Annotated in this window: 24 protein-coding genes and 2 pseudogenes; 15 read left to right on the top strand and 11 right to left on the bottom strand. The window is 58.8% G+C overall.

Features of this window, described 5'->3' with window-relative positions; genetic code table 11:
• Positions 1–5 precede the first annotated feature (5 nt).
• The 5 genes from C4N04_RS07290 to C4N04_RS07270 are packed head-to-tail and all read left to right on the top strand — an operon-like array spanning position 6 to position 4,072.
• A complete protein-coding gene (locus C4N04_RS07290; RefSeq protein ID WP_106795707.1) occupies positions 6–1,163 on the top strand; it encodes a YcaO-like family protein in 1,158 nt (385 codons plus the stop codon).
• The gene (locus C4N04_RS07285; RefSeq protein WP_348628312.1) at positions 1,084–1,917 is read left to right on the top strand and encodes a TfuA-like protein; all 834 of its coding nucleotides are present in this window, start codon (positions 1,084–1,086) and stop codon (positions 1,915–1,917) included. Before C4N04_RS07290 ends, C4N04_RS07285 begins: the two co-directional genes overlap by 80 nt.
• 42 nt (positions 1,918–1,959) lie before the next feature.
• Entirely contained in the window at positions 1,960–3,180 is a 1,221-nt protein-coding gene (locus C4N04_RS07280) for a hypothetical protein (protein WP_106795705.1), read from the top strand.
• Positions 3,181–3,199: 19 nt separating this feature from the next.
• A complete protein-coding gene (locus tag C4N04_RS07275; protein WP_106795704.1) occupies positions 3,200–3,667 on the top strand; it encodes a hypothetical protein in 468 nt (155 codons plus the stop codon).
• A gap of 30 nt (positions 3,668–3,697) precedes the next feature.
• Positions 3,698–4,072: a hypothetical protein gene (locus C4N04_RS07270; protein WP_106795703.1), complete on the top strand. Its 375-nt coding sequence runs from the start codon at positions 3,698–3,700 to the stop codon at positions 4,070–4,072.
• 19 nt (positions 4,073–4,091) lie between these two features.
• On the opposite strand, the gene C4N04_RS07265 is transcribed toward C4N04_RS07270, so the two are convergent.
• The 5 genes from C4N04_RS07265 to C4N04_RS07240 all read right to left on the bottom strand — a co-directional run bounded on the left by C4N04_RS07265 (position 4,092) and on the right by C4N04_RS07240 (position 8,881).
• On the bottom strand, positions 4,092–4,988 hold the full coding sequence (locus C4N04_RS07265) for a GGDEF domain-containing protein (protein WP_106795702.1): 897 nt from the start codon (positions 4,986–4,988) through the stop codon (positions 4,092–4,094).
• Positions 4,989–5,115: 127 nt separating this feature from the next.
• A complete protein-coding gene (locus tag C4N04_RS07260) occupies positions 5,116–5,610 on the bottom strand; it encodes a GNAT family N-acetyltransferase (RefSeq protein WP_106795701.1) in 495 nt (164 codons plus the stop codon).
• Positions 5,607–5,903, bottom strand: a complete 297-nt coding sequence (locus C4N04_RS07255) for a DUF1778 domain-containing protein (protein WP_106795700.1) — start codon at positions 5,901–5,903, stop codon at positions 5,607–5,609. Before C4N04_RS07255 ends, C4N04_RS07260 begins: the two co-directional genes overlap by 4 nt.
• 106 nt (positions 5,904–6,009) lie before the next feature.
• Entirely contained in the window at positions 6,010–8,127 is a 2,118-nt protein-coding gene (locus C4N04_RS07250; protein ID WP_106795699.1) for a carboxy terminal-processing peptidase, read from the bottom strand.
• Between the two features lie 508 nt (positions 8,128–8,635).
• Complete coding sequence (locus C4N04_RS07240) at positions 8,636–8,881, bottom strand: hypothetical protein (RefSeq protein ID WP_096769658.1); 246 nt, start codon at positions 8,879–8,881, stop codon at positions 8,636–8,638.
• 777 nt (positions 8,882–9,658) lie between these two features.
• Between C4N04_RS07240 and C4N04_RS07235 the strand changes: the two genes are divergently transcribed.
• From C4N04_RS07235 to C4N04_RS07215, 3 genes are all read left to right on the top strand, one after another.
• On the top strand, positions 9,659–10,432 hold the full coding sequence (locus tag C4N04_RS07235) for a hypothetical protein (RefSeq protein WP_106795698.1): 774 nt from the start codon (positions 9,659–9,661) through the stop codon (positions 10,430–10,432).
• A 547-nt stretch (positions 10,433–10,979) separates the two neighbouring features.
• Positions 10,980–11,246 carry a DUF1488 domain-containing protein gene (locus C4N04_RS07220; protein WP_009992482.1) on the top strand — a complete coding sequence of 89 codons (267 nt, stop codon included), beginning with the start codon at positions 10,980–10,982 and terminating at the stop codon, positions 11,244–11,246.
• Between the two features lie 38 nt (positions 11,247–11,284).
• Positions 11,285–11,551 carry a BON domain-containing protein gene (locus C4N04_RS07215; RefSeq protein ID WP_009992481.1) on the top strand — a complete coding sequence of 89 codons (267 nt, stop codon included), beginning with the start codon at positions 11,285–11,287 and terminating at the stop codon, positions 11,549–11,551.
• Between the two features lie 141 nt (positions 11,552–11,692).
• On the opposite strand, the gene C4N04_RS32585 is transcribed toward C4N04_RS07215, so the two are convergent.
• Positions 11,693–11,839: a hypothetical protein gene (locus tag C4N04_RS32585; protein ID WP_348628311.1), complete on the bottom strand. Its 147-nt coding sequence runs from the start codon at positions 11,837–11,839 to the stop codon at positions 11,693–11,695.
• Between the two features lie 454 nt (positions 11,840–12,293).
• On the opposite strand from C4N04_RS32585, the gene C4N04_RS07205 reads away from it, so the two are divergent.
• Positions 12,294–12,659 carry a hypothetical protein gene (locus C4N04_RS07205; RefSeq protein WP_096762898.1) on the top strand — a complete coding sequence of 122 codons (366 nt, stop codon included), beginning with the start codon at positions 12,294–12,296 and terminating at the stop codon, positions 12,657–12,659.
• 45 nt (positions 12,660–12,704) lie between these two features.
• Here the strand turns inward: C4N04_RS07205 and C4N04_RS07200 are convergent, their stop codons facing one another.
• From C4N04_RS07200 to C4N04_RS32090, 4 genes and pseudogenes are all read right to left on the bottom strand, one after another.
• Entirely contained in the window at positions 12,705–12,920 is a 216-nt protein-coding gene (locus C4N04_RS07200; protein WP_077990367.1) for a hypothetical protein, read from the bottom strand.
• A 937-nt stretch (positions 12,921–13,857) separates the two neighbouring features.
• Positions 13,858–14,160, bottom strand: a complete 303-nt coding sequence (locus tag C4N04_RS07185) for an ATPase inhibitor subunit zeta (RefSeq protein WP_009995593.1) — start codon at positions 14,158–14,160, stop codon at positions 13,858–13,860.
• Positions 14,161–14,425: 265 nt separating this feature from the next.
• Positions 14,426–14,707 (bottom strand): hypothetical protein, encoded by a 282-nt coding sequence (locus C4N04_RS31555; RefSeq protein WP_141399513.1) that lies wholly within the window; start codon positions 14,705–14,707, stop codon positions 14,426–14,428.
• Between the two features lie 172 nt (positions 14,708–14,879).
• Positions 14,880–15,075: pseudogene (locus C4N04_RS32090) on the bottom strand (thermonuclease family protein); the annotation flags it as partial.
• A gap of 508 nt (positions 15,076–15,583) precedes the next feature.
• Between C4N04_RS32090 and C4N04_RS07165 the strand changes: the two are divergent.
• From C4N04_RS07165 to C4N04_RS07145, 5 genes and pseudogenes are all read left to right on the top strand, one after another.
• On the top strand, positions 15,584–15,940 hold the full coding sequence (locus C4N04_RS07165; protein ID WP_086156556.1) for a response regulator: 357 nt from the start codon (positions 15,584–15,586) through the stop codon (positions 15,938–15,940).
• Between the two features lie 10 nt (positions 15,941–15,950).
• Positions 15,951–16,091: pseudogene (locus C4N04_RS32085) on the top strand (ATP-dependent DNA ligase); the annotation flags it as partial.
• 255 nt (positions 16,092–16,346) lie between these two features.
• Positions 16,347–16,688: a hypothetical protein gene (locus C4N04_RS07155; RefSeq protein WP_225880864.1), complete on the top strand. Its 342-nt coding sequence runs from the start codon at positions 16,347–16,349 to the stop codon at positions 16,686–16,688.
• Positions 16,689–17,027: 339 nt separating this feature from the next.
• Complete coding sequence (locus C4N04_RS07150; RefSeq protein WP_009994560.1) at positions 17,028–17,420, top strand: hypothetical protein; 393 nt, start codon at positions 17,028–17,030, stop codon at positions 17,418–17,420.
• Positions 17,421–17,593: 173 nt separating this feature from the next.
• On the top strand, positions 17,594–17,905 hold the full coding sequence (locus C4N04_RS07145; protein WP_077990374.1) for a hypothetical protein: 312 nt from the start codon (positions 17,594–17,596) through the stop codon (positions 17,903–17,905).
• A 62-nt stretch (positions 17,906–17,967) separates the two neighbouring features.
• On the opposite strand, the gene C4N04_RS07140 is transcribed toward C4N04_RS07145, so the two are convergent.
• Entirely contained in the window at positions 17,968–19,419 is a 1,452-nt protein-coding gene (locus C4N04_RS07140; RefSeq protein WP_106795697.1) for a CHAD domain-containing protein, read from the bottom strand.
• 102 nt (positions 19,420–19,521) lie between these two features.
• Between C4N04_RS07140 and C4N04_RS07135 the strand changes: the two genes are divergently transcribed.
• Positions 19,522–19,983, top strand: coding sequence for an NUDIX hydrolase (locus C4N04_RS07135; protein WP_106795696.1), 462 nt, complete (start codon positions 19,522–19,524; stop codon positions 19,981–19,983).
• Positions 19,984–20,106: the final 123 nt, after the last annotated feature.

Here is a 20,106-nt window from a genome sequence, read left to right as displayed (position 1 = left end):
ATGCGATGGACATAGGGATGCTCGATAACATCGCCGATATCCTCGCTGATACCGAGCCCCCCTCTCCTCCCGATCCCCGGCAGACGGTGCAGCATATCCTCGCGCGCAAAGCGGAATACGGCATCACCCGGCTTGGTTCGATCACCGGGCTCGACCGGATCGGCGTCCCGGTCGTCCAGGTCGTGCGGCCGCGCTCACGCTCCGTCACCGTCAGCCAGGGCAAGGGGCTGACCTTTCCCCTGGCGGCGATCTCCGGCCTGATGGAGTCGCTGGAAGGCTGGGCCTCGGAGCGGATTGAGCCGGAGCGTACCTTCATGGCAAGCCTGCGCGCCATGAACGCACGGGGAGACTGGTCGCATCTCGGCATCGGACGGGACCAGGAGATGCTCTCCTGGATTGCCGGGCTGGATCTCCTTTCGGGGCGGCAAATGGCCGTTCCGCTTGCCCTCGTCGATACCGCCTACATCGTCCCGTCGCCGCATCCCCATTGGATCGCCCGCGACACGACGGGCCTCGCCGCCGGCACGAGCCTGCAAGGCGCCGTCCTGCATGCCTGCCTGGAAATTCTGGAACGGCAGGCGCGCTGCACGGCGATGAAGACGCCGCATTTCTTCGACCGCTTCCAGATCGACAGCCGGTCAGTGCAATGGGGAAGCGCCGGCGACATCATGCAGCGGCTCGCCCAAACAGGTTTTGTCGTCGGAATCTGGCAGATCCCGGCGCCGCACGCGTTGCCGGTCTATTGGTGTCACGTCATGGAAGATGCGAGCCACGCCCCCTTTGCGCCTTTGCCGGCGGAAGGCTTCGGCTGCGATTTCAGCCACGACAGGGCGCTGACCAGCGCCTTGCTCGAAGCCTGCCAGTCCCGCCTCGGCGTCATTTCAGCGGCGCGCGACGATATCAGGACGGAGCTTTACGGCCATGCCGACGTGAGCGAACTGGCCGCGTGGCGCGAACAACTCGCAAAAAGCGGCCGCTCCTATGCCCCCGGTTCCGGCGCCGGCGACCGGTCCCTACGGCCGGTCATCGAAGCGTTGAAGCTGGCCGGGGCGCATGCGGCCGTCCTTGTGGTTCTTCATTCGGATGACCGCATTCCGCTTCACGTCGTCCGCGTCGTTGCGCCGCCGCTGGAAACCAATCCGGAGGCCGATCTTGCGCGATGATATCGTGGTTTTTCTCGGCCCGACTCTCTCCGAGAGGGAAGCCCGGACCTATCTGGATGCGGTCTATCGTCCTCCCGTCGGCTGCGCGGATGTCGTGCGGGCCGTGGCCGAATATACGCCCGCGGCGATCGTGCTGATCGACGGCGTCTTCGGAGAGCTTCCGGCGGTCCGCCACCAGGAAATCCTCTGGGCGATGACCCGCGGCGTGCGCATCTACGGCGCCGCCAGCATCGGCGCGCTGCGGGCGGCCGAACTCGCGCCTGAGGGCATGATCGGCCATGGACTGATCTACCGCTGGTACCGGAGGCACCCGCTCGCCGACGATGCCGACGTGACGGTGCCGATGGCGCCCGCCGCACTCGGATCGCGCGCATTGGGCGACGCCCTTATCGACATCAGGCTGACGCTCAAAGGAGCCGAACGCGCCGGCGTCATCGACAGACGCCTGCGATGCGATCTCGAAACGCTGGCGCGCGCGCTTCACTTCAGCGAACGATCATTCGCCAGGCTTCTGACGGCGGCCGAAAACAACCATGCCCCGGCCGGCGCGCTTCAAGCACTAAAGGCTTGGCTGAAAATTGGGGCTGCAAACCAGAAAAGGACCGATGCGGTAAATCTGCTCACATATCTGGCCAAGCAAAATATCAGCAGTCCGAATAAACCCATTCATCGCGAGTTTGAACTTACGGAATCGTTCGCCAACGACATGGAATACTACAACATGCTCGGTACTGTCTTGTCGAAAGGCACGTAGTACTGGTATAGTTGACGATCGCTTGACGTTGGGCAACGAGCGGTGGGGGCAGCATTGGATGCCATCACGCATAACGAGGGCGCAGGACAAGGGGCAGCTGCAGAGCGGCCGCTTGGGACACGTTTCCTTGTCTTTCCCCAGCCATCCTTCATTCCCGGCTACGAAAAACCCGAAGTGGTGTGGATCGGGCCTTCGGCAGGGCCGATCCTTGCGGGGCCGTCCGACGCCCGCATCTATGTGGCAAATCCGCTCGAGGCAAAATCGCCCTATGCGGCGCCTTATATCCCGCCCTATCCCGGCCTGCTGCAGCCGCCGGCCGAACCCGGCCCCGACGGCCATTTCGATCACATCGGGCCCGGCTCACCGGGCTTCCTTGCGACCCATAGCTATGCCTGCACCCGTCGCGTTCTCGACATCTGCGAAAGCTATCTCGGCCGCTCGATCGTCTGGTTCTTCCAGCCGACGCTGGAACGGCTGGAAATCGTTCCCCGCATCCCGCATTGGCGCAACGCCCAATCCGGCTTCGGCTTTCTCGAACTCGGCGAAAGCGAGGAGCATGGCCGGGCATCCTATTTCGCGCTGAATTTCGATGCGGTCGCCCACGAAATGGGTCACCTCATTCTGCTCAGCGAACTCGGCATCCTCGAAAGCGACGGATCGAGCTGCGATTTCTTTGCCTATCATGAAGCCATCGCCGATTTCATCTCGCTGCTCGGACTGCTGCACTTCGACACGGCGCTCGACCGGCTGCTGCGCCGCACCGGCGGCAATCTGCTGCTGCACAACGAACTCGACAAATTTGCCGAGCTCAGTGACGAGAAGCAGGTCAGATCACTCAACAATTCGCTTCGCATCGGCGATGTCAGCCAGGAAGTGCACGACCGGTCGAAACCCTTTGCAGCCGGCCTCTTCGACTGCCTCATCGAGGTCCATCAGTCGCTGCTGTTCGAGCGCGGACTGTCTACTATCGATCCGAGGCAGTTCAGCGACCTGCGCCAGCAGATGGCGCCGGCCCTGATGGAAGAAGGACTGCGCGGCGACAGAGCATCCTACGAGCTGATGCATTTCGCCGCCAAAGCCGCGCTGCAGGAGGCGCGCGACATCATCGGCGAAGCGCTCATTCGCTCCTGGAAATACCTCGACCCCAACAGCCTGACCTTTGAAGCGGCGGCCCTGGCCTTCCTCGAGGCGGCGAGCCGCGGGCGCGGGATCTCCTATCTCGACCAGCTTGACGATTGCATGAGGTGGCGCGGCATTCTTTAACCAACGACGGGAGGCATCGATGACAGACGACGGCATTCCAGCACCGCCTGGACCCCGCTATATCGCGGATGAGATCATACTCTACGGCATAGATTTGAACGACGCCAACGGCGTCGCCCATCTGGACGTCGGGCTCGTAGATGAAGGAGACCTGCAAATAAAGCTGGATGCCGGAATAGTGACCGCCTACACAGTGCTTGCTTATGGCTACGCTTTCGACGGCCACTGCTACAGACTGGATTCAACTCGCATTTTTATTATTACAGGTCCGATTGCCGAGGAGGCAGCGGGGTGCGGCTTCGACAAAGTTGCGGGTTACAAAATGTGGCGGATCACCGCATCTGAACAAATCCTCGAAATCTCAACGGCCTTTGGCGACGCAAGGAGCCTCATTCTGGATTCGCAGTTGCCTGGTAAGAGATCTCCTAGTTCCTACGCCATTACCCTAAGGATGGCGCATCGCAATGGTCGCCTCAATAACGACTAGCTCCGATTCTACAGCAACGGGAGGGCAATTATGGCATATAGAGTTGGCGTTTACTTTGCGAATACCTACGCAGCGATCACGGTGAAAGATTGGCTTAGCAATACTCCCTGCGAGGACACCAAAACGGGTAACAAAATCGAAAACCTCCCGGTAAACTCGTCCGCTACCCTCGAGGTATGGATTGGCCAGAAAAAAGGCGTAGGTGGCGTTATCATCTATGACACGGTAGCAGGTGTCACTCCTGTGCCTTCCGACTACAAAATTCCAGCGGACCTCGATGACACCGGAAAAATCACGTTCCCTAAATCCCAAAAAAAGGTCCCGATGCAAAGCGATCTCGACCACCTTGACGCAAGGATCAAGGCTTTAGAGCAGAAAAACGCGGGCAACAAGCCGGGGGAGTAGAGCGTTATACCCCGACACACTACGCCGCGCGCACCCTATCGCGGCCGCTCATCTTGGCGGCATAGAGCGCCTCGTCGGCGCGCCGATAGAGATCCGAGACGCTGTCCGACGGGAGACAGGCGGCGATGCCGGCGGAGCAGGTGTAGCTGAAGTCAGGCGAGTCAACGAGTGGCCGCGAGAAGCGGATCACCGTCAGCATGCGCTCGACCATGACCAAGGCGTCTTCCGGGCCGGTTGCCGGCATGACGAGCAGGAATTCCTCGCCGCCGACCCGGCCGAAACAGTCGTTGCGCCGAACATTCTGATGAATGCGATGGGCGAAATCGCGCAGGACGAGGTCGCCGGCGTGGTGGCCGAGCCGATCGTTGATGCGCTTGAAATTGTCGATGTCGAAGACGGCGAGGCAGCCGCTGCCGCCGGTCCGGGCGGCGGCCAGCATGTCGTCGACGCGGGCCATGACGAAGCGGCGGTTGGCGACCCCGGTGAGTTCGTCGGTGTAGGACGCCTTGATCGCCTGATCGCGATCCTGCCGGACTGTCCTGCCCTGCGCTCTCAACCGGGTGATGTCGCTGGCGATGCACAGCATCCAGCCGTTACTCTGCACGGCCTCGGTCATCCACAGCCAGCGGCCGTCGGTGAGATCGGTCTCGAAGGCGCGATAGCCGATCTTTCCGCGGCGCGACTGGGTCGAGCGCAGCCACGCCTCGAAATCATCGGTCCGAAGGACCGTGCCCCGGTTCAGCTCGAAATTGCGCCGCATGAGATCCGGCCAGAGCGGCGTCTCATCCGGCTCGATGAAATAGGCCGAACGAAAGGCGCTGTTGGCATATTGCAGCCGATCATCGCCGTCATAGACCGCAATCAGCGTTTCGGTTTGTGCGGAAAGGTTGAGAAGCTGTTCGACACGCGCGTCCATACCGTACCCTGTCTGGTTGTCCTGGCATGACATGGCGCAGAAATCTTACGAGGAAAGGGCCGGTTGCGGCAAGCGAAGGCGCCACCCGTGATTACGGAAACGTCAACAAACAGCGCCGCGACCGGCTTCAGCGCAGCGCGCCATTGAGATCATGCAGCCCAACCATCAGAATCATGGGATCGGATGGCGAGGGCAGGAAGCCGACCGCCTCATAGAAGGCTCGCGCGTCGTCGGAAATCGCATGCACCAGCAGACCGCGGATTCCGAGGATTTCTGCGGCGTTGAGCAGGCGCAAACCCGCATCGCGCACCAATGCCCTGCCGATGCCGCGCCCCTGGTGGGATTGATCGATGGCGAGGCGGCCGAGCACCGCAACCGGAACCGGATCGGGCATGTTCCGCCGAAAACGGCCAGGCGCTTCCGGCTGCCGCACCGCCCCGGAGGCGAGCGCGTAATAGGCGATGACCCGGTTTCCCCGGCAGACGACGAAGGTGCGCGACGCGCCGCCTGCCTGATTGGCGCGGGCGCGGCGACGCAGCCACTCATCCAGTTCAGCCACGCCGGAACTGAATTCGGCCAGCTCGTGATGATCGGCCAACGGCGCCGGCGGGCTGAAAGTCACGCTTCATCCCATGGCGCTTTGATGGACATGGTCCGTTTCAGACGCTCATTGGGCTCAGCCGGCGCATCAAGGCGGGCAAGATATTCGGCATAGATCTCGGGGCTGACCGTGAATACGGTCCGGTCGAGCAACACCTCCTCGGCGCGCCGCTCCGAAGCCTCCAGCATGAAATCCGTGCGTGTCTTGCCAAGCAGCTCGGCGGCGCGGTCGATCAAATTGCGGGTCGCGGGCTTGATGCGCATATTCAGCGGCACGCTTGCCTCTGAATTTTTGTTTGTAGACGAGGCGGGCACGGGAAACTCCTGTCTGGAGCTTTACAGATAGCGTAACGACACCATCTTTACAAGCATCGTCAAGATATCGCCGTTACGCTACCCCTCGTTCGCGCGGCGCAGGCCCCTAGTTTCCCTTGGTCTTTCCCGATTGTGTCGTCGCTGCGTTGACGCCGCCCTGCTGCAAATCCGCCTCGTCGCCAACAATGGCGGCCGCCTCGTCGAGCAGGACGTCCTTGGCCTTCTTGCGGGCGTTTTCCATGGCGATATCGGCGCTCAGGCTGCGCTCGTCCGACTGCAGGCCATCATCGCCTGTGGGATCCTCGCCGTCGCTCGCCTCGGCCCGGTCCTTGAACCGCTTCTCGCGGGCCGCCGCCTCCTTGCGCCGTTCGGCTTCGTTCAGCGACACGACGCCTTTTTCGCGCTGCGCCTTCAGCTCGGCAATATCCTCGATCAGCCGCTGGAAATCCGGATCGCTCTTGACCCGCGCCTCATGGCGGCTTTGCAGAGCCGGCAGCAAGGCGGTGATATCGCCTTCCGGCGTATATTTCGCCGGCTTGATCTCTGCCCAGGGCAGGGCATTGTCATAACTCGTCTCGCCGAAGCTGCTGGGATCAGAGAGCCCGGGCAGGCTGATATCGGGGGTGACGCCGCGCAGCTGCGTTGTGCCGCCATTGACCCGGAAGAACTGCGAAATCGTCACCTTCAGCTCGCCGAGCTCCGGCTTGCTGTTGTGAACCACCTCGTCGAGATCGACGACCGTCTGCACCGTGCCCTTGCCGAAGCTCGGTTCGCCGATGATGACGCCGCGCCCGTAATCCTGGATGGCCGCGGCAAAGATTTCCGACGCCGAGGCCGAACCGCGATTGATCAGCACGCCCATCGGACCTGTCCAGGCGGGGGTTGAAAAATCCGCGCTTTTCACCACGATCTTGCCGTTGCCGGCACGCTGCTGAACGACCGGACCCTTGCCGATGAAGAGGCCGGTGAGATCGATCGCCTCGTCCAGCGAACCGCCGCCATTGTTGCGCAGATCGATGAGAACGCCGTCGACATTCTCCTGGCTCAGTTCCTCGAGCAGCTTGGCGACGTCGCGGCTGGCGCTCTTATAATCCTTGTCGCCTTTGTTCTTGGCATCGAAATCCTCATAGAAGACCGGCAGGGTGATGATGCCGATCTTGCGCGTGGCGTCGCCCGCCTTGACCGACAGCACCGTCTTCTTGGCCGCCTGCTTGTCGAGGCTGATCTTGTCGCGCACCAGGCTGACGACGCGATGCGTGGCATCGGCGCCGGCATCGGCCGGCAGGATATCCAGGCGCACGACGGTGCCCTTCTTGCCGCGGATCATCTGCACGACCTCGTCGAGGCGCGTGCCCACCACTTCCTTGATCGGCCCGTCTTTGCCCTGGCCGACGCCGGTGATGCGGTCGCCGACGGCAAGCTTGCCGGAGAGCTGCGCCGGCCCGCCGGGCACGAGCTCACGGATCGTCGTATAGTCGTCGCGCTCCTGCAGCACCGCGCCGATGCCGAACAGAGACAGCTTCATCGAGACGTTGAAATCGGCCGAAGCGGCCGCGCCGAAATAATCCGTATGCGGATCGATCGCGTTCGAATAGGCATCCATGAACGACTGGAAAACATCGTCGCTCTTGAATTTGTAGACGCGCTCGAGCGTGTTTTCATATCGCTTGTCGAGCGTTTCGCGAATGGCCGCATCCGCCTTGCCGCCGAGCTTCAGCCGCAGCCAGTCGCTCTTGACGCGCTTGCGCCAAAGCTCGTTGCTCTCGGCTTCCGACTGCGGCCAGGGCGCCTTCTCGCGCAGCACCGCATAATCTTCTTTCACGCTGAAATCGAAACCCTGCTTCAGCAGGCTGCGCGCATAGGTCATGCGGTCGGCAACGCGCTGCTCATAGGCATTGAAGATCGCAAACGGGATCTTCAGATCCTTCCGCTCGATCGAATCGTCGATCTTGCTGCGGTCCGCCATAAACTTGTCGATATCGGCCTGCAGGAAGAGCATGCGGTCGGGATCCAGCGACTTGATGAACCCATCCATCACCCTCGCCGACAAGGCATCGTCGAGCGCCACCGGCTTGTAGCTATAGCGCGACAGAAACTGCGCGCTCAACAAAGCCGCATCCGCCTGCCGCTCCAGCGGCTTCAAAACAGGCGGCGGTGCAACTTCAGCATATGCGGACGGCGCAATTGCAAGAAATGCACCAAGAAAAACGTAGGCTATGCGCATTCAGCGTGGATCCAATTCTTATGCTGCTTTGTCGATGGGTGATTTAGGTGGCGCAATTATGGTATTTTGGCAAGCAGCTGGCAAACGGGATGCGTCTGGGGAGCCATTTTAATATTCAGCCGGGAGGCAGCCACATCTTACCGGCCATGGTGATACCGTGCTGCTCCTTGCGTCCCCCCGTCCGAATCGAGACTGCGCAGCAGTCCGCGCTCCAACAATGAGCCTAAGGTCGCCGACGTCACAAACTTGACCTTTTGCGGCCGCTCCCCGAATCGGTCGCTCTGGCATCGATGATGGAGGCATCGCAATGCGTCCAATTCGCGTCCCGTGGAAACAGGTCGCCTTCCTTTGGCGAGCTTCAAGCCTCTGGTCTGGGCGGTGTCGGCGTGATTGTTTTCGCAGTTAGCCTGGCACTGGTAGAAATATCGGAAATTGTCGCCTACGGTCCCTCTGCTGCGCTCGAAGGATCCAGAGACAGCGGCCAAACAGTCGGATTGGCACCACCGCCTCACGACTTCCGGCGCGTCAGCGGATATGCCTCGGCTTCATAGAGTTTGCGCATCTGCAAACCATCGAAGCGCGCCTCCTCGACTTCGAGCACGGATCCGCGAAGGAGAGAGGCCGGCATGTCCTCGATCGCAAAGCGAAGAGCTTCGGCGACGGAATCGAACCTTTTGTAAGCGAGGCTGCTTTTTCTCTTGATTGTCTTGCACGGGTAAAGCCCCGCGCCGGCACTATAGTCGAAAACGGTCATAACCTGATCCTTGCGATTGGTGCGATTGTCGAGGACAGTTGATCATCACCGTCCTGTCTGCGGTATCAACGGAAAAAAGAAGTCAGGCCAACCGTTCAGCAGACGCTGCTGCATCTTGGCGTATCTCTCTCGCCTCCGGAGAACTTATCGGCTGAGGAAATCCTGCCGGACGAACACATCCGAAACAAACCGCTCCAGCCAGTATGGCGAAATTCGCAACGTTCGCAAAATCAGGGTTTGCCAAGCAACCGACGCAGCCGGGAGGATCAGGTAGCCGAAAGGCTGAAAACGTGCAGTTTATGTAAGGGTTTGATCAGCCTCTTTCAAGGCACCACATGAATAGCAAACCTTACTTGCCAAAGGCGGAAATGAAGCCCAGAGTGCGATGTCGGCTGCAACTGGTCAGGGCGCTGCCGCCTGAGGGACATGCGCGCGCCCTAGCCCCGACAAGAGGAGGACGCGATGACGTCCCGATCCTCACATGCCTGCTTCCTGCTTTATTTTCAGAAAATGCTCCTGAACGCCAACGGCGAAAGCAGGCACAATCCATGCAATCGGGAAGTCCATCGGGCCTTTCCGATGGTTCGCAAGAGACGGCAGCTTCATGGCTCGTCACTTGTCGGTCGTGAGATACGTCCGACGCCCATTTTTCCTGAGAAAGCTCCCGAGAAAAAGTAAGGCTCTGGTAGCTTCGCACCGTATCTGTCTTCCCTCTTTAACCATCAGCGTTGTATCTCGGATCTGGAGATCGCAGATGCAGGCCTTTGGAGACAACTCATGCGCCAATCATATTACAGAGCGCTGGCCCTCACGATGACCGTCCTCCTGCAAACTGCATCGGGACTCAGCTCCTCGGCGTTCGGCCAGACCGCAAGGCCGGTGCCTGAAAATGCTCAGGCAAGCCGCTACGGCTCCGGCTGGACATGCAACGGTGGTTTTCGAAGGCAGGATGACACCTGCTTCGAGGTGCAGCTTCCCGACAACGCGTTCCTGACGAACTCCTCCTTTGGCAATGGCTGGGATTGCCATTACGGCTTTCTCGAGAAGGGGGATCGGTGCCTCGCCGTCCAAATTCCGACCAATGCATATCTCGACCCATCTTCCGGCGACCGCTGGAGATGCCTGCGTGGATACCGTCAAACCAATGTGGGTTGCGACCTTATTAAGGTCCCGGAGAAAGCATTCCTGTCCGATACCACCACAGGATCCGGCTGGGAATGCGAAAGAGGTTATCGCGCGACACAACAAGCATGCCTCAAGCTCGAACTCCCCGCCCACGCCTATCTGACAACCGGCGGAAATGAGTGGAGGTGCGATAGAGGCTTTGAAAAGAAGGATCAGGCGTGTGTCGCCGTCCAGGTTCCGGAGAATGCCATCTTCGTCGACACGCCCTACGGGCAAAAATGGAAATGCGACCGAGGCTTCCAGACGAGGAGCAATCAATGCCTGCAGGTCAAGCTTCCCGAAAACGCACATCTTAACTCGGCGGGCAACGGCTGGGACTGCAATCGTCCGTACCAGCTTCGCAGTGGTGCCTGCATGAGCGATTAAAGATCAGCCGAAGTCCACTGTCCGGCGCCTCCCTCGCTCTCAAAATGGCTGATGATATCAGCCTGCACTTTTTTGCCTTTCGGAAAGCAACGACTGAACGCCTGGGACGGACCTGCAGACGCAGAGCGTCAGATCCCGAGGCTTATCGCCGGCAAGTTCGATGCAATCATCTGCAGCATGTCGGCGACGGCCAAGCCCGAGGAGATCATCGCCTTCAGCGATTCCTACAGAATTAAGCTTAGGTAAGCGCGCTTAATAGCGGGAACCATAGTCACCGCCTCAAGCGCAGACGGCTAGCCACCCGGCCTACATTGCAATTCGAATGCCGCGCCCCATATTTCTATAGGAGCGGAACTGCGAAGCTGCAGCCGTTTGCGGGAATTCAGGCGCCCCGCAGGAGGATGATGGTGTTTCTGCATCCGTAGCACACCGGCAGTTTGACCAGCCCTGCCGCGTCTTAGGCGAGACCGGCTACTCCGTCCCCAACAGCATGTTCTTGCTACAGTCCGAATGGATTGGGCATTACTGATCCTCCGGGAGAGAATGCGTGACACTGACCTTTCCCAATAAAAGCCGTAGTTTTGATGAGAGCCGGAATGCGGTCCGCTTCTCCGGTTATGACGGCATGTTCGAGGTGCGGTTTTTAGTCGAAGCTAACGCCTTGCGGACCGCGAGCCAGCCCGGCCGCTCCGAGGACGAGTGCCTGAGAGCCTTCGACATGGCGCGCGAGATCATTCTGGAAGCCGCCACCCATGCCTACGGCCGCGGCGGCAAAGACCGATACACCCTGACGGCGCAGGATATCCGCCGGTAGACTTTTACACCCGGCAATGCCGTGCAGGAGACGAACCCATGTCAGTCGACAGAAAACATCTCAGTGTCGCGGGCCGCGTGGCGACCCGCTGTCCCGACCAGGGCGATCTTGAATCGGCCGTCTACAGCGCGCTCGCCCATGCCGGCGATCTCGACCCCAGCTATATCTTCGTCACCGCGCGCGGCCGCGACATCACGCTGGCCGGATGGGTGCATTTGAAAGCTGAGGTGTCACGGGCTGAGGAGATTACACTGAGAACCAACGGCGTGCGCAAGGTTCACAATGAACTGTCGCCGGAATTATGAGGCAAGTCCGTCCGGCGTCGCGTTCGCAGCTGCCAAGAGATCAGCGAGGGCCATCGGCTCGATCCGGACGATCCTGCGCAAGCGGTTCCCCTCTGCAATCGACGGCAGATGAATGTAGGTCGCGACGCGGCGGTAGGCAAGCTACGACAGGCCTTCGATCGGCTCCTCATCCTGCTCGATCTTGTAGTCGCCTGCCGGATGCATCTCGCCAACAAGATCGGGAAGCGCGAAAGGGGCGGAGAAGTGGACGATGGTGTCCGTCGTGCGTGTGGATGATATGTCGGACATGGTGAAAGGCTCCAGTTGAAGGCGGTTAGCCAAGACCCGCTGAATACTTCCTTCCGGGCATTGGCATGGCGATCGGAATTCGGAGCGATGATAGTCCTCAGGTCTCTGACACGGACGAGAGCCACAGGGCCAAACGACGATAGGAGACTTCTACGCCCCAATTGCGTCACAACTGGGACGAAATCCTAAATTGAAGGTTTTATTCAGATTTACTGGTCAAATATAAAATATTATCCTGGATAAAATTAAATTAAACTAGCCGCAGAATAAAGCCGTCTTCGCCTTTTTATTGCGTTATTTTCCTGAAATACATAATCCAGCAAGTCCAAAGATCGGAATTTGCAGAATATATACACAACCTTCCCCAGCCTGCTCGACAAGCAGGAGGCCGGCCACGAAAGCGCGTCCCGCGCGAACGGCAGGCTCATGACTTCATGAAAAAAGAGGCATTCAAATGTCGAGACATAACAACGCCAAGCTCCTTACCGCCAGTGACCGCCACGACTTCGGCGCTAACGCAAAGCGACCGGACGGCAATCCCTCCGCGAAGGAATTGATCGCCTATGCCGTCGCCGCACGCACGGACCTCGCCGTGCCGGCCGAGGAAGCGCGCGCAGTTGAGGAACTGCGTGAAGCAAAGAACTTGCGGCATCGGTTCACAAAGCGCCGAAGCACTGAGGCCGATGATAAGAGTCTGGCTGTCCGGGATCTTCCTACGATGGGAGAACTCGAGCAGGCGCGGACCGATCACAGCAGGAAGATCGCCACCCGGGAAGCCGAGAGGCGTGCCGAGGAGCCTGACGAAAAAGCCGGCGAGTGAACGAGGACTAGACCCGCCGACCGCCCCCCGTGGGCGGCGGCTGGCTCAGCGCTCCAATCGGATCGACGCCTGAATCAGATCCTGATGGAAGCAATGGCTGCGCAAATCCTCTGTCAATTTGACCAGCCTTTCGCTGGCCAGCCCCGAGGGTTCGCCTCGCGCCCGCATTCCGTCGATCAGGCTCTGCTGAGCGCAAATCATCTGCCGGTCCTTGATCACTCGCCGGCGCGCGACTTCCAAGTCCTGCAGGGAATAGGTCATGAGAGACTATAGCACGCAGGCGGCGACAGTGGGATTCATTTCGCGGCTCCCGTATCATCGCGGCCGCCGGCTTGGTTTGCCGTCGCCGAACGAGCCGAGACAGAGCCCGCCCCTCTCGCCCCGTGACCGAGTGGCCCCAGGACGGAACATTATAGGGCGCCTGGCACAGCGTTCGTCGCTTTTGCCTTGGATAAAGCGCAATGGAGGCGCATATTCGCATATCGGCAGCCAATGAAACGGGCGCTGCCGATCAAGGGGTGGCTCCCTTCGCCCCAATCAAAGGAGGACAAGATGTCTTCCACCTTCAAGCGCTCTTCTCATATCGTGGCTTACGGTGACTTCTTATTCAGGGCTTCCATCCTGGCGAGCTTCGCCGTCATCATTAGTTTAATTTTGAGAGGATGGTTATGGTAGTAATCATCACAACTGGAACTGCTGCGAAACGCGACGAGAATTGGCGGCTGCGGTCCGTCCTCAAGCGAGCGGACGACGCGACGACAGATCTCGCGGCTTCAGAAAATGGCGACCATCACGAAGAGGCGATGGTGATAAGACGCATCAGGGCGGCGACGATCCTGACGCCCGCCTACCCCTCTTCGAGACGGCGGAAGCTGCATGCCGACCCTGAGGCTTTGGCATCATGGGAGAACGAAGGAGGCGCCACACGAGCTGTGCACCCGCCTGCGGACAAGAAAAATTGATGACGCCGCGAGGCGATTTAGCGAGGCCATGATCGCGCTCGTCGCCGCGGCTGGGTTCGCAATCACCGAGTAGCTAGACGCGCCGGATACTGACCCGCAGACGACTATTTCCTTTCCACCACCGCTTCTGAGCCAGCACCGGCACCAGTGAAACCGACGGCTCCGACGGACAGCAATCCGACGCCTGCACCCGCTGCTTCTTCACAGCAATAATGCTGCCATTTGACCAGTTGTGCTCAAAGCTGTTCAGTGGCCTCGAACATAAATTCGCGCATCTTTGTTGCGACGTCCTGCTCGCTGAGATTGCGACCTGCCGCTTGAAGATCAGATAGCGCTTTCGAGAGAACGCCAGGGTCCCCACCTTTGAAGCGGGCATCAGTGATCTCATCGGCATAAGCTACAAAGTCATCTCGATCAATGAGTCCTGCGACCCACTTCGCTAAAAGCTTGTCGCAACGCGATTTGAGCTTGAGGACCCTCTCTGCGTCCCGAAAGTATTGATCTTCCATTCCCTTTTCTCGGTCTCTTAAGTCGACCATATTTTCCTCCTGATTTTTGTTATCGAACCCCCTCAACGCCTGAGTTTGCGGATAGGAACCGGGCTGACGCGCTCCCAACTTCCGAGGGTCGACCCCAAAGATCGCTCCGAATCTTGGGACTGGGTCAAAGAAAAAACGCCCGCAATGCTCGCAGGGCAAAGTGGTATATGTGAATGTCGGGAACGATGTCGACGGTGCATTACACCCTTGCCCTAAACCACCCCTGATGTCCCAGAAGTTCCACGGAATAGATCGCGTCGTTGAGTCAATGAGCTATGCGCGGTTTTATTGCGATTTGGCTCATCTGGAACTGACCTAGCAACCGGATGCCTTCCATGACAGAGGTTCTCGCGGTTTCCGGTTCAGCTCGGGCAAGATCCGAGGAATCTCGAAACAGCGTTGCCGCCAATTCCTCCAACTGAGGCCAGTTAGGATCTTGCTGAACCTTGGCGATTTCGGCCGAAGACTGGAGCTTTGAAGCCAGGGCGCGTATGACCGCCTCGCGGCGTTCCCTGCTCATATCTTCCAAAGGCATTTTATGGGACATGGTGCACTCCTTAAGAGGGTGCTGTCCGAAAGATGACCGAGAAGTGGCGACAACCATTCTCCGGATAAGCTTATTCTGAGATAAGGCGACGCCGATCCATTTCAAGCCATGCTCGAAATCCAGCACCCACCTTTCAGGTGTGTTGGGAATTGAGCAAGCGATGGGTCTAAGATCAATCGCACCAACCATTATGTCCCGGCAAGCCCTCCTTCCGCAGCTTCTTCCCGATCTTTTCGCAATTCGTCTCGAGAGATATTAACGAGCGGCCGGTGCGATGGCGTCTTGTCCACCGCGCCGCTGAACATCACACGCAATCCCTTTTGGGCCAGTAACTCTTTTAGGCGGCCCTTCGCAATCAACGCCAGCTTGATACCGCAACGCTGGGCAACGAGCGCCCTCAGCGCCTCATCGCTGCCGCCGGTGGGAGGAGATGGCCTTGTTTGTCCCGGAGCCCGAGCTCGCACTCGTCTGAGATCCTGCGCAGATGCTCCTCGTGCTGGGCCTGCAACAGGTGGAAGCGTTCCAATAAATCCGCAGCGTCTTCGGTCGGTAAACCCATGAGGCGCCACCGCTCAATCAAAGCGATCTGGTCAGCGATGTGCTTCTCGCCCTCGAGTACGTGCCTTAAGGCCATCTCGGCCGGCGTCTCATCGCTACCCATTCGGTCACTATACGCCGCGATGAATGACTTGGCGACGGTGGCCCCCAATACTTTTAAATCAATTCCTGATGCGCCAAGTCGCCGGGATTAAAGCCAATGAACGAGAGCCACGAGATGCTTGGAGACAACAAGTAAGGAACTGAGGCCGATCTGACAAGTTAGAGCGGGCGCAGAACTTTGAGTCGTGCCCTGGGCAAAACAACGATGTGAGGGAAATGGCAGAACGCATCCACTCCGTGCTGGTCGTCGAGGACGAATTTTTTATTGCACACCAACTCCAAGACGCACTCGAGGCAGGAGGATTTCTGGTGCTTGGGCCAGCGGCAACAGTTACGGAGGCGATTGATTTGATCAACAGTGAACGGCCCGATGCAGCGGTATTAGATTTCAATCTGGGCCGCGAGAATGTTGTACCTGTAGCACTTCATCTAAAGACGCTCAAAGTGCCGTATGTCCTCGCCACAGCGTATGACAAAACGGGATTGGCATCGGCATTCCTCTTTGCCGATGCTTTGAATCTCGGCAAGCCAACAGATTTGCAGCGGCTCGTCGAGACAATTCGGTCTCTGTAGGTCACGGGTATTGAAATGGGACGGCTCTCGCCTGGCTGTCCACATCGAGCCGTCCGACGTCCGTGTTCACGCGCGGCGCCACGATTGGACCGATCGCTTCCCTGCGATCGCGGCCGAGGCAAAACGCCCTCCCGTCTCCACCGCGATACTCGGCTGGAACTTCTATACTTCATCGATGTTGTTCTCCGCATGAGCAACACGGAGCAAACAGCCGCGAAAGGCATGAAACCCGGGCTAGCTATTTCATCACCGTGGCAATCGTGGCGGCGGCGCGTCCGGCTTTTTTCGCGCCGGGGCAGCCATAGGTGACATTGCGGCGGCGCCCGGCCGCGAGCGAGCGCGGCCAACAAACCGCAGGGACAAATGGCACTAGGTGCCGGGATAGGCGTGGGACTAGGAGTGGTTCTTGGTGCCGCCATTCTCGGGAACATTCCACTCGGGATTGCTGTGGGCGCTACCGCCGGTGCTGCAGCCGGATGGTTTGCTTGCAATCGGAGCAGATGAGATGAGCGAAAACTTCAGCGCCAAAGAAACCTTCGCTATATACGGTGAGAGTGAAACCACCGTTACATTCGTTCGGGATGAATTCTTCACTGAGGAAAAGACCTTCCCGACCATGCGAGATGCTGTCGATTACCTGAAGGCATTGTCCCCTATCCCGCTCGAGATAGTTCTACGCATCCGCGCTCACGGTCGCGACATACCTTTCGACCGCAAGAGTATAGCGAAGCTGATGCACGAGCTTTGATCCAATGAAGGATGATCCGCCTCGACAGCACCTCATGTCAAACAGTGGCTGCATTTTCCTTTAGTTCGTTCTTAATCTTTCCTAGAAGAACCTCGCCCTCGCCCGCTTTGCAGAAGTGGTGCGTGCATATTCAGGCGCAATGCACAGTGATGGGTGGCTCGGGCGGGAATGGCGGAGGCGCGAACACTCACAGGCCTGACCGCTTTTTGCTGCCCCCCGGAATATACAGTTTGCCAGCCGTGTTGATTAGGCGCATGGTAGGTCTTCAGTAGCTGTTTCTCAGGGCGCTACTGCGTGGAGGTCGGTTGTTGCCTTCGCCCCAAATTGAAGGAGGACAGCATGTCTTCCAATCTCCACATATCTGTGCGGACCTCTGACCTGGCTGTATTGCAAGGCGTCCTCGACGACGCCGGATACGATTCCACAAGTAGCCTCGCAGATCCGAAATATTACAACATCGCCGTCAAATTGCTGTTCAATCTTTATAATGATGGAATGACCTCGCCTGCCGCCCTTTCCATCGAACTCAGCCGGCACTTTGGAAAAACACCACTGTCCTCGAAATCATCCGCGGAGTTCGAAAAAAATCGCAAGTCGATCCAGGGGATCCGTTCAGCTGTTGTGGTTAAGGCGCCCCCGGCGCCTGAACAGACACTCATCGCCCTCGCGCAAGCATCGGCGGCGCAGGAAGTCATCGACGCTCCGTGCCATGAACTGCCTGCAACTCAGTGACACGGCGTCGGAATGCCCCCAGCAGATGAACCTGCTGCTTTATATCATCGGGGTAGCCCGGCAGAGCGACCAAGCCGTTCACTCAAGCCCGTTGCTGCACTTGCCGAAACCATAAATCGGCAACAGTGCGCCGGGAAACGGCACAATAATGGGCACCATCAGAGGAGGCTGAAATGCGAGAAGCACGAAAGGAATTTGCAGCGAGCACAAACGGAGACAAATGGTATCTCGGACATAACGGAACTGCGGACCAGCATATCGTGATCCATCGCGCCAACGACGCCTCCGGCGGCACTGAGACGAGATGGCCGATTTCGAGCTTTCTGGAGCACTTCGGCGATCATCCGCAAGGTCAGGCTCTTCGCGAGGCACTGCGCGATGCCGGATCTGCTGAACAGGAAGCACCAAGCGAACATACGCCCGTTGCGCAGAAACCGGTGATTTCTTTCCCTTGGTCTCGCAATATGGACCGCCTTAAGGATTAAGCCCAGTAATCACTCACCTTAAAGCGTTCTTGGGGCGCGCGAGCTATCGAAGATGCATGCTGCTATCGCCAGAAACGCTCGCTGTCGAGAACGTCATCGAGAGATGCTTGCGCTCGTTCGATCAGGGCTTCCTTGTCCGCATGGGAAATGACCGAATCTTTCGCCGGATGTCCGGACAGACCGTGCTTGTCCAGAACCTCCGGGCCGGTTACCAGGTCGTTCAATGCACCCAGATCGTCCTGAAGCGCTTCCATGGCCGCAAGAAATTTCTTATGACGACGGACGCCCCGCGCGTCGTCGAAGAGTGAGGCGAAAAACTCGGCGGCGTATCTGAATCTCTTCGCATCCTTGCGAACCTCGTGTCTGTGGTCGTCGTCAAGCGTCGCCAAGGAGCCGCCGTCCCTCTTCAGCCGCTTCCGCTGCTTGTCCAATACACGTTCTGCAAAGCCCCGAGCGCTGGGAATCGCCACTGACGCCGCGCCGTTGCTAGGAAGGTAGTCGCCGCACTCCAGCCAATCGAACAGGTCGAGCATCAAGGTCCGAGACCGCGAACAATTCAGAGCATCGATAGCGTCGCGGTAAACACTTTCCCGAGCCGACTTGAGCTTGAACACGAGATCAGGGTCCGTCGCTTTCGTCAGAAGGACGTCGACGTTGCGCGCCTCGCCGAGTACGACTGCTAGCCAGCGCAGCTCATCCTTCAGCCGCAGCGGCTCGTTTCCGGGAATGATTGGCTTGAACAGCGAAAAAGCCGAACGGAGACGCCGCAGCGCCACCCGCGCTTGATGAAGCGCCTCCGGGTTGCGCCGATGAAGGAGAACCTCTTCATTCAATCGGAACTGGCGGAAACACGACAGCGAGATGGCTCGAAAGGCCACGGCGGCATCCATATTCCGATCAAGATCCACAGGCTCCGACTTGTACGCTGTCTTCTGCGCCTCGATCAGGCCGAAGCCTCGCTCTGCCTTCGACCGGACGCCGATCCTGAACCCGGCGACTGCGTCGATTTTTCTGGCGAACACGAACAAGTCGTTGGAGCTGCCGTCCTTCAGCTCGATCTCAGCTTCGAGGAAAGGAGAGAGCCGGTCCCCTGAAACAGCTTGTCCGGCATCGACGGCGACCTCGATCCGAGAACCATTTTCTTCCACCTTCCAGAGCCGTCTTTCGCAGACCGCGTCGAACAGAGGTACAAGCTTCAGCTCGCCACCAAACTCTGCCAAAAGCGGGCTTGTGTGGTCGAGGACGGGTTCGTCGTTTTCGACGGGGGTCTCCCATTCCGATCTGGCAAAAAGTGCACGACTGGGGCCAGTAACCTTTACCGTTTGCGTTCTCGCGGTCTCTACCTTCCGTATGCGAAGGGTGTAGCCATTGTTCCAAAGCCTGCGGTCGGCGGCATCGAAGTAAACAGAGCTTTGCTGGACAACCTCAGCGGGTTCGCCCAGGAGATCGGAACCAATCAAGGCATCGAAGGCTTCATGTGACAGATCAAGTTTGATTTCGGTTTCTGACGACATGATGAACTCCTCCTGCTTGACGACGGACTTCCAACGCGGATCTGACTGTCATAGTACGGTGTTACTGCGACCTGATGAAATAGAAAGAAATCTAAAACGGCTATGCTCGCAAACGACAATAAGTCCCCGAGCGGCGATCTCGCCCGCGAAATTGCGCAGGCGGGCGCGATCTGTTATCGCAGGGCCGGCGACGGACGACTTGAAGTGCTCATGGTCGGGAGCCGTCGGAACGGCAGGTGGGGCGTGCCGAAAGGACATCTCGCCGCCGGCGAGAGCAGCGACCTCACCGCGAGCCGCGAGTCGTTCGAAGAAGCAGGCGTCATCGGCAGTGTCGACAGAGCGGTATTTGGCTCCCTTACCTACCGGAAGGACAGCACCCCGCATCGCTACCATGTCGCCGTTCACCTTCTCGAGGTGACGGGTATTTCGGACGACTATCCGGAGAAAACGATCCGCAAGAAGGCCTGGTTCCCGCTTGACGCTGCGGTCACCGAAGCATCTCAGCCGGGACTGAGGGCGCTGATGATGAAACTTGCCAATTCGATGAGAGTTCCTTCCTTTTGAAGGGTCCGCGTCGCGGCCGATATGTTCCAAGAGGTGCTGGACTACGACGTTGAGACGGTAGATTTTCCGAACTTGCTCGACCATCAGGACGCGTCACGATGAGCCGCGACGAGCTTGCCTATG

It is taken from the genome of Rhizobium sp. H4 (assembly GCF_003013335.1).
GTDB lineage: Bacteria > Pseudomonadota > Alphaproteobacteria > Rhizobiales > Rhizobiaceae > Rhizobium > Rhizobium sophoriradicis.
This window is presented reverse-complemented; position numbering and strand designations above follow the sequence as displayed.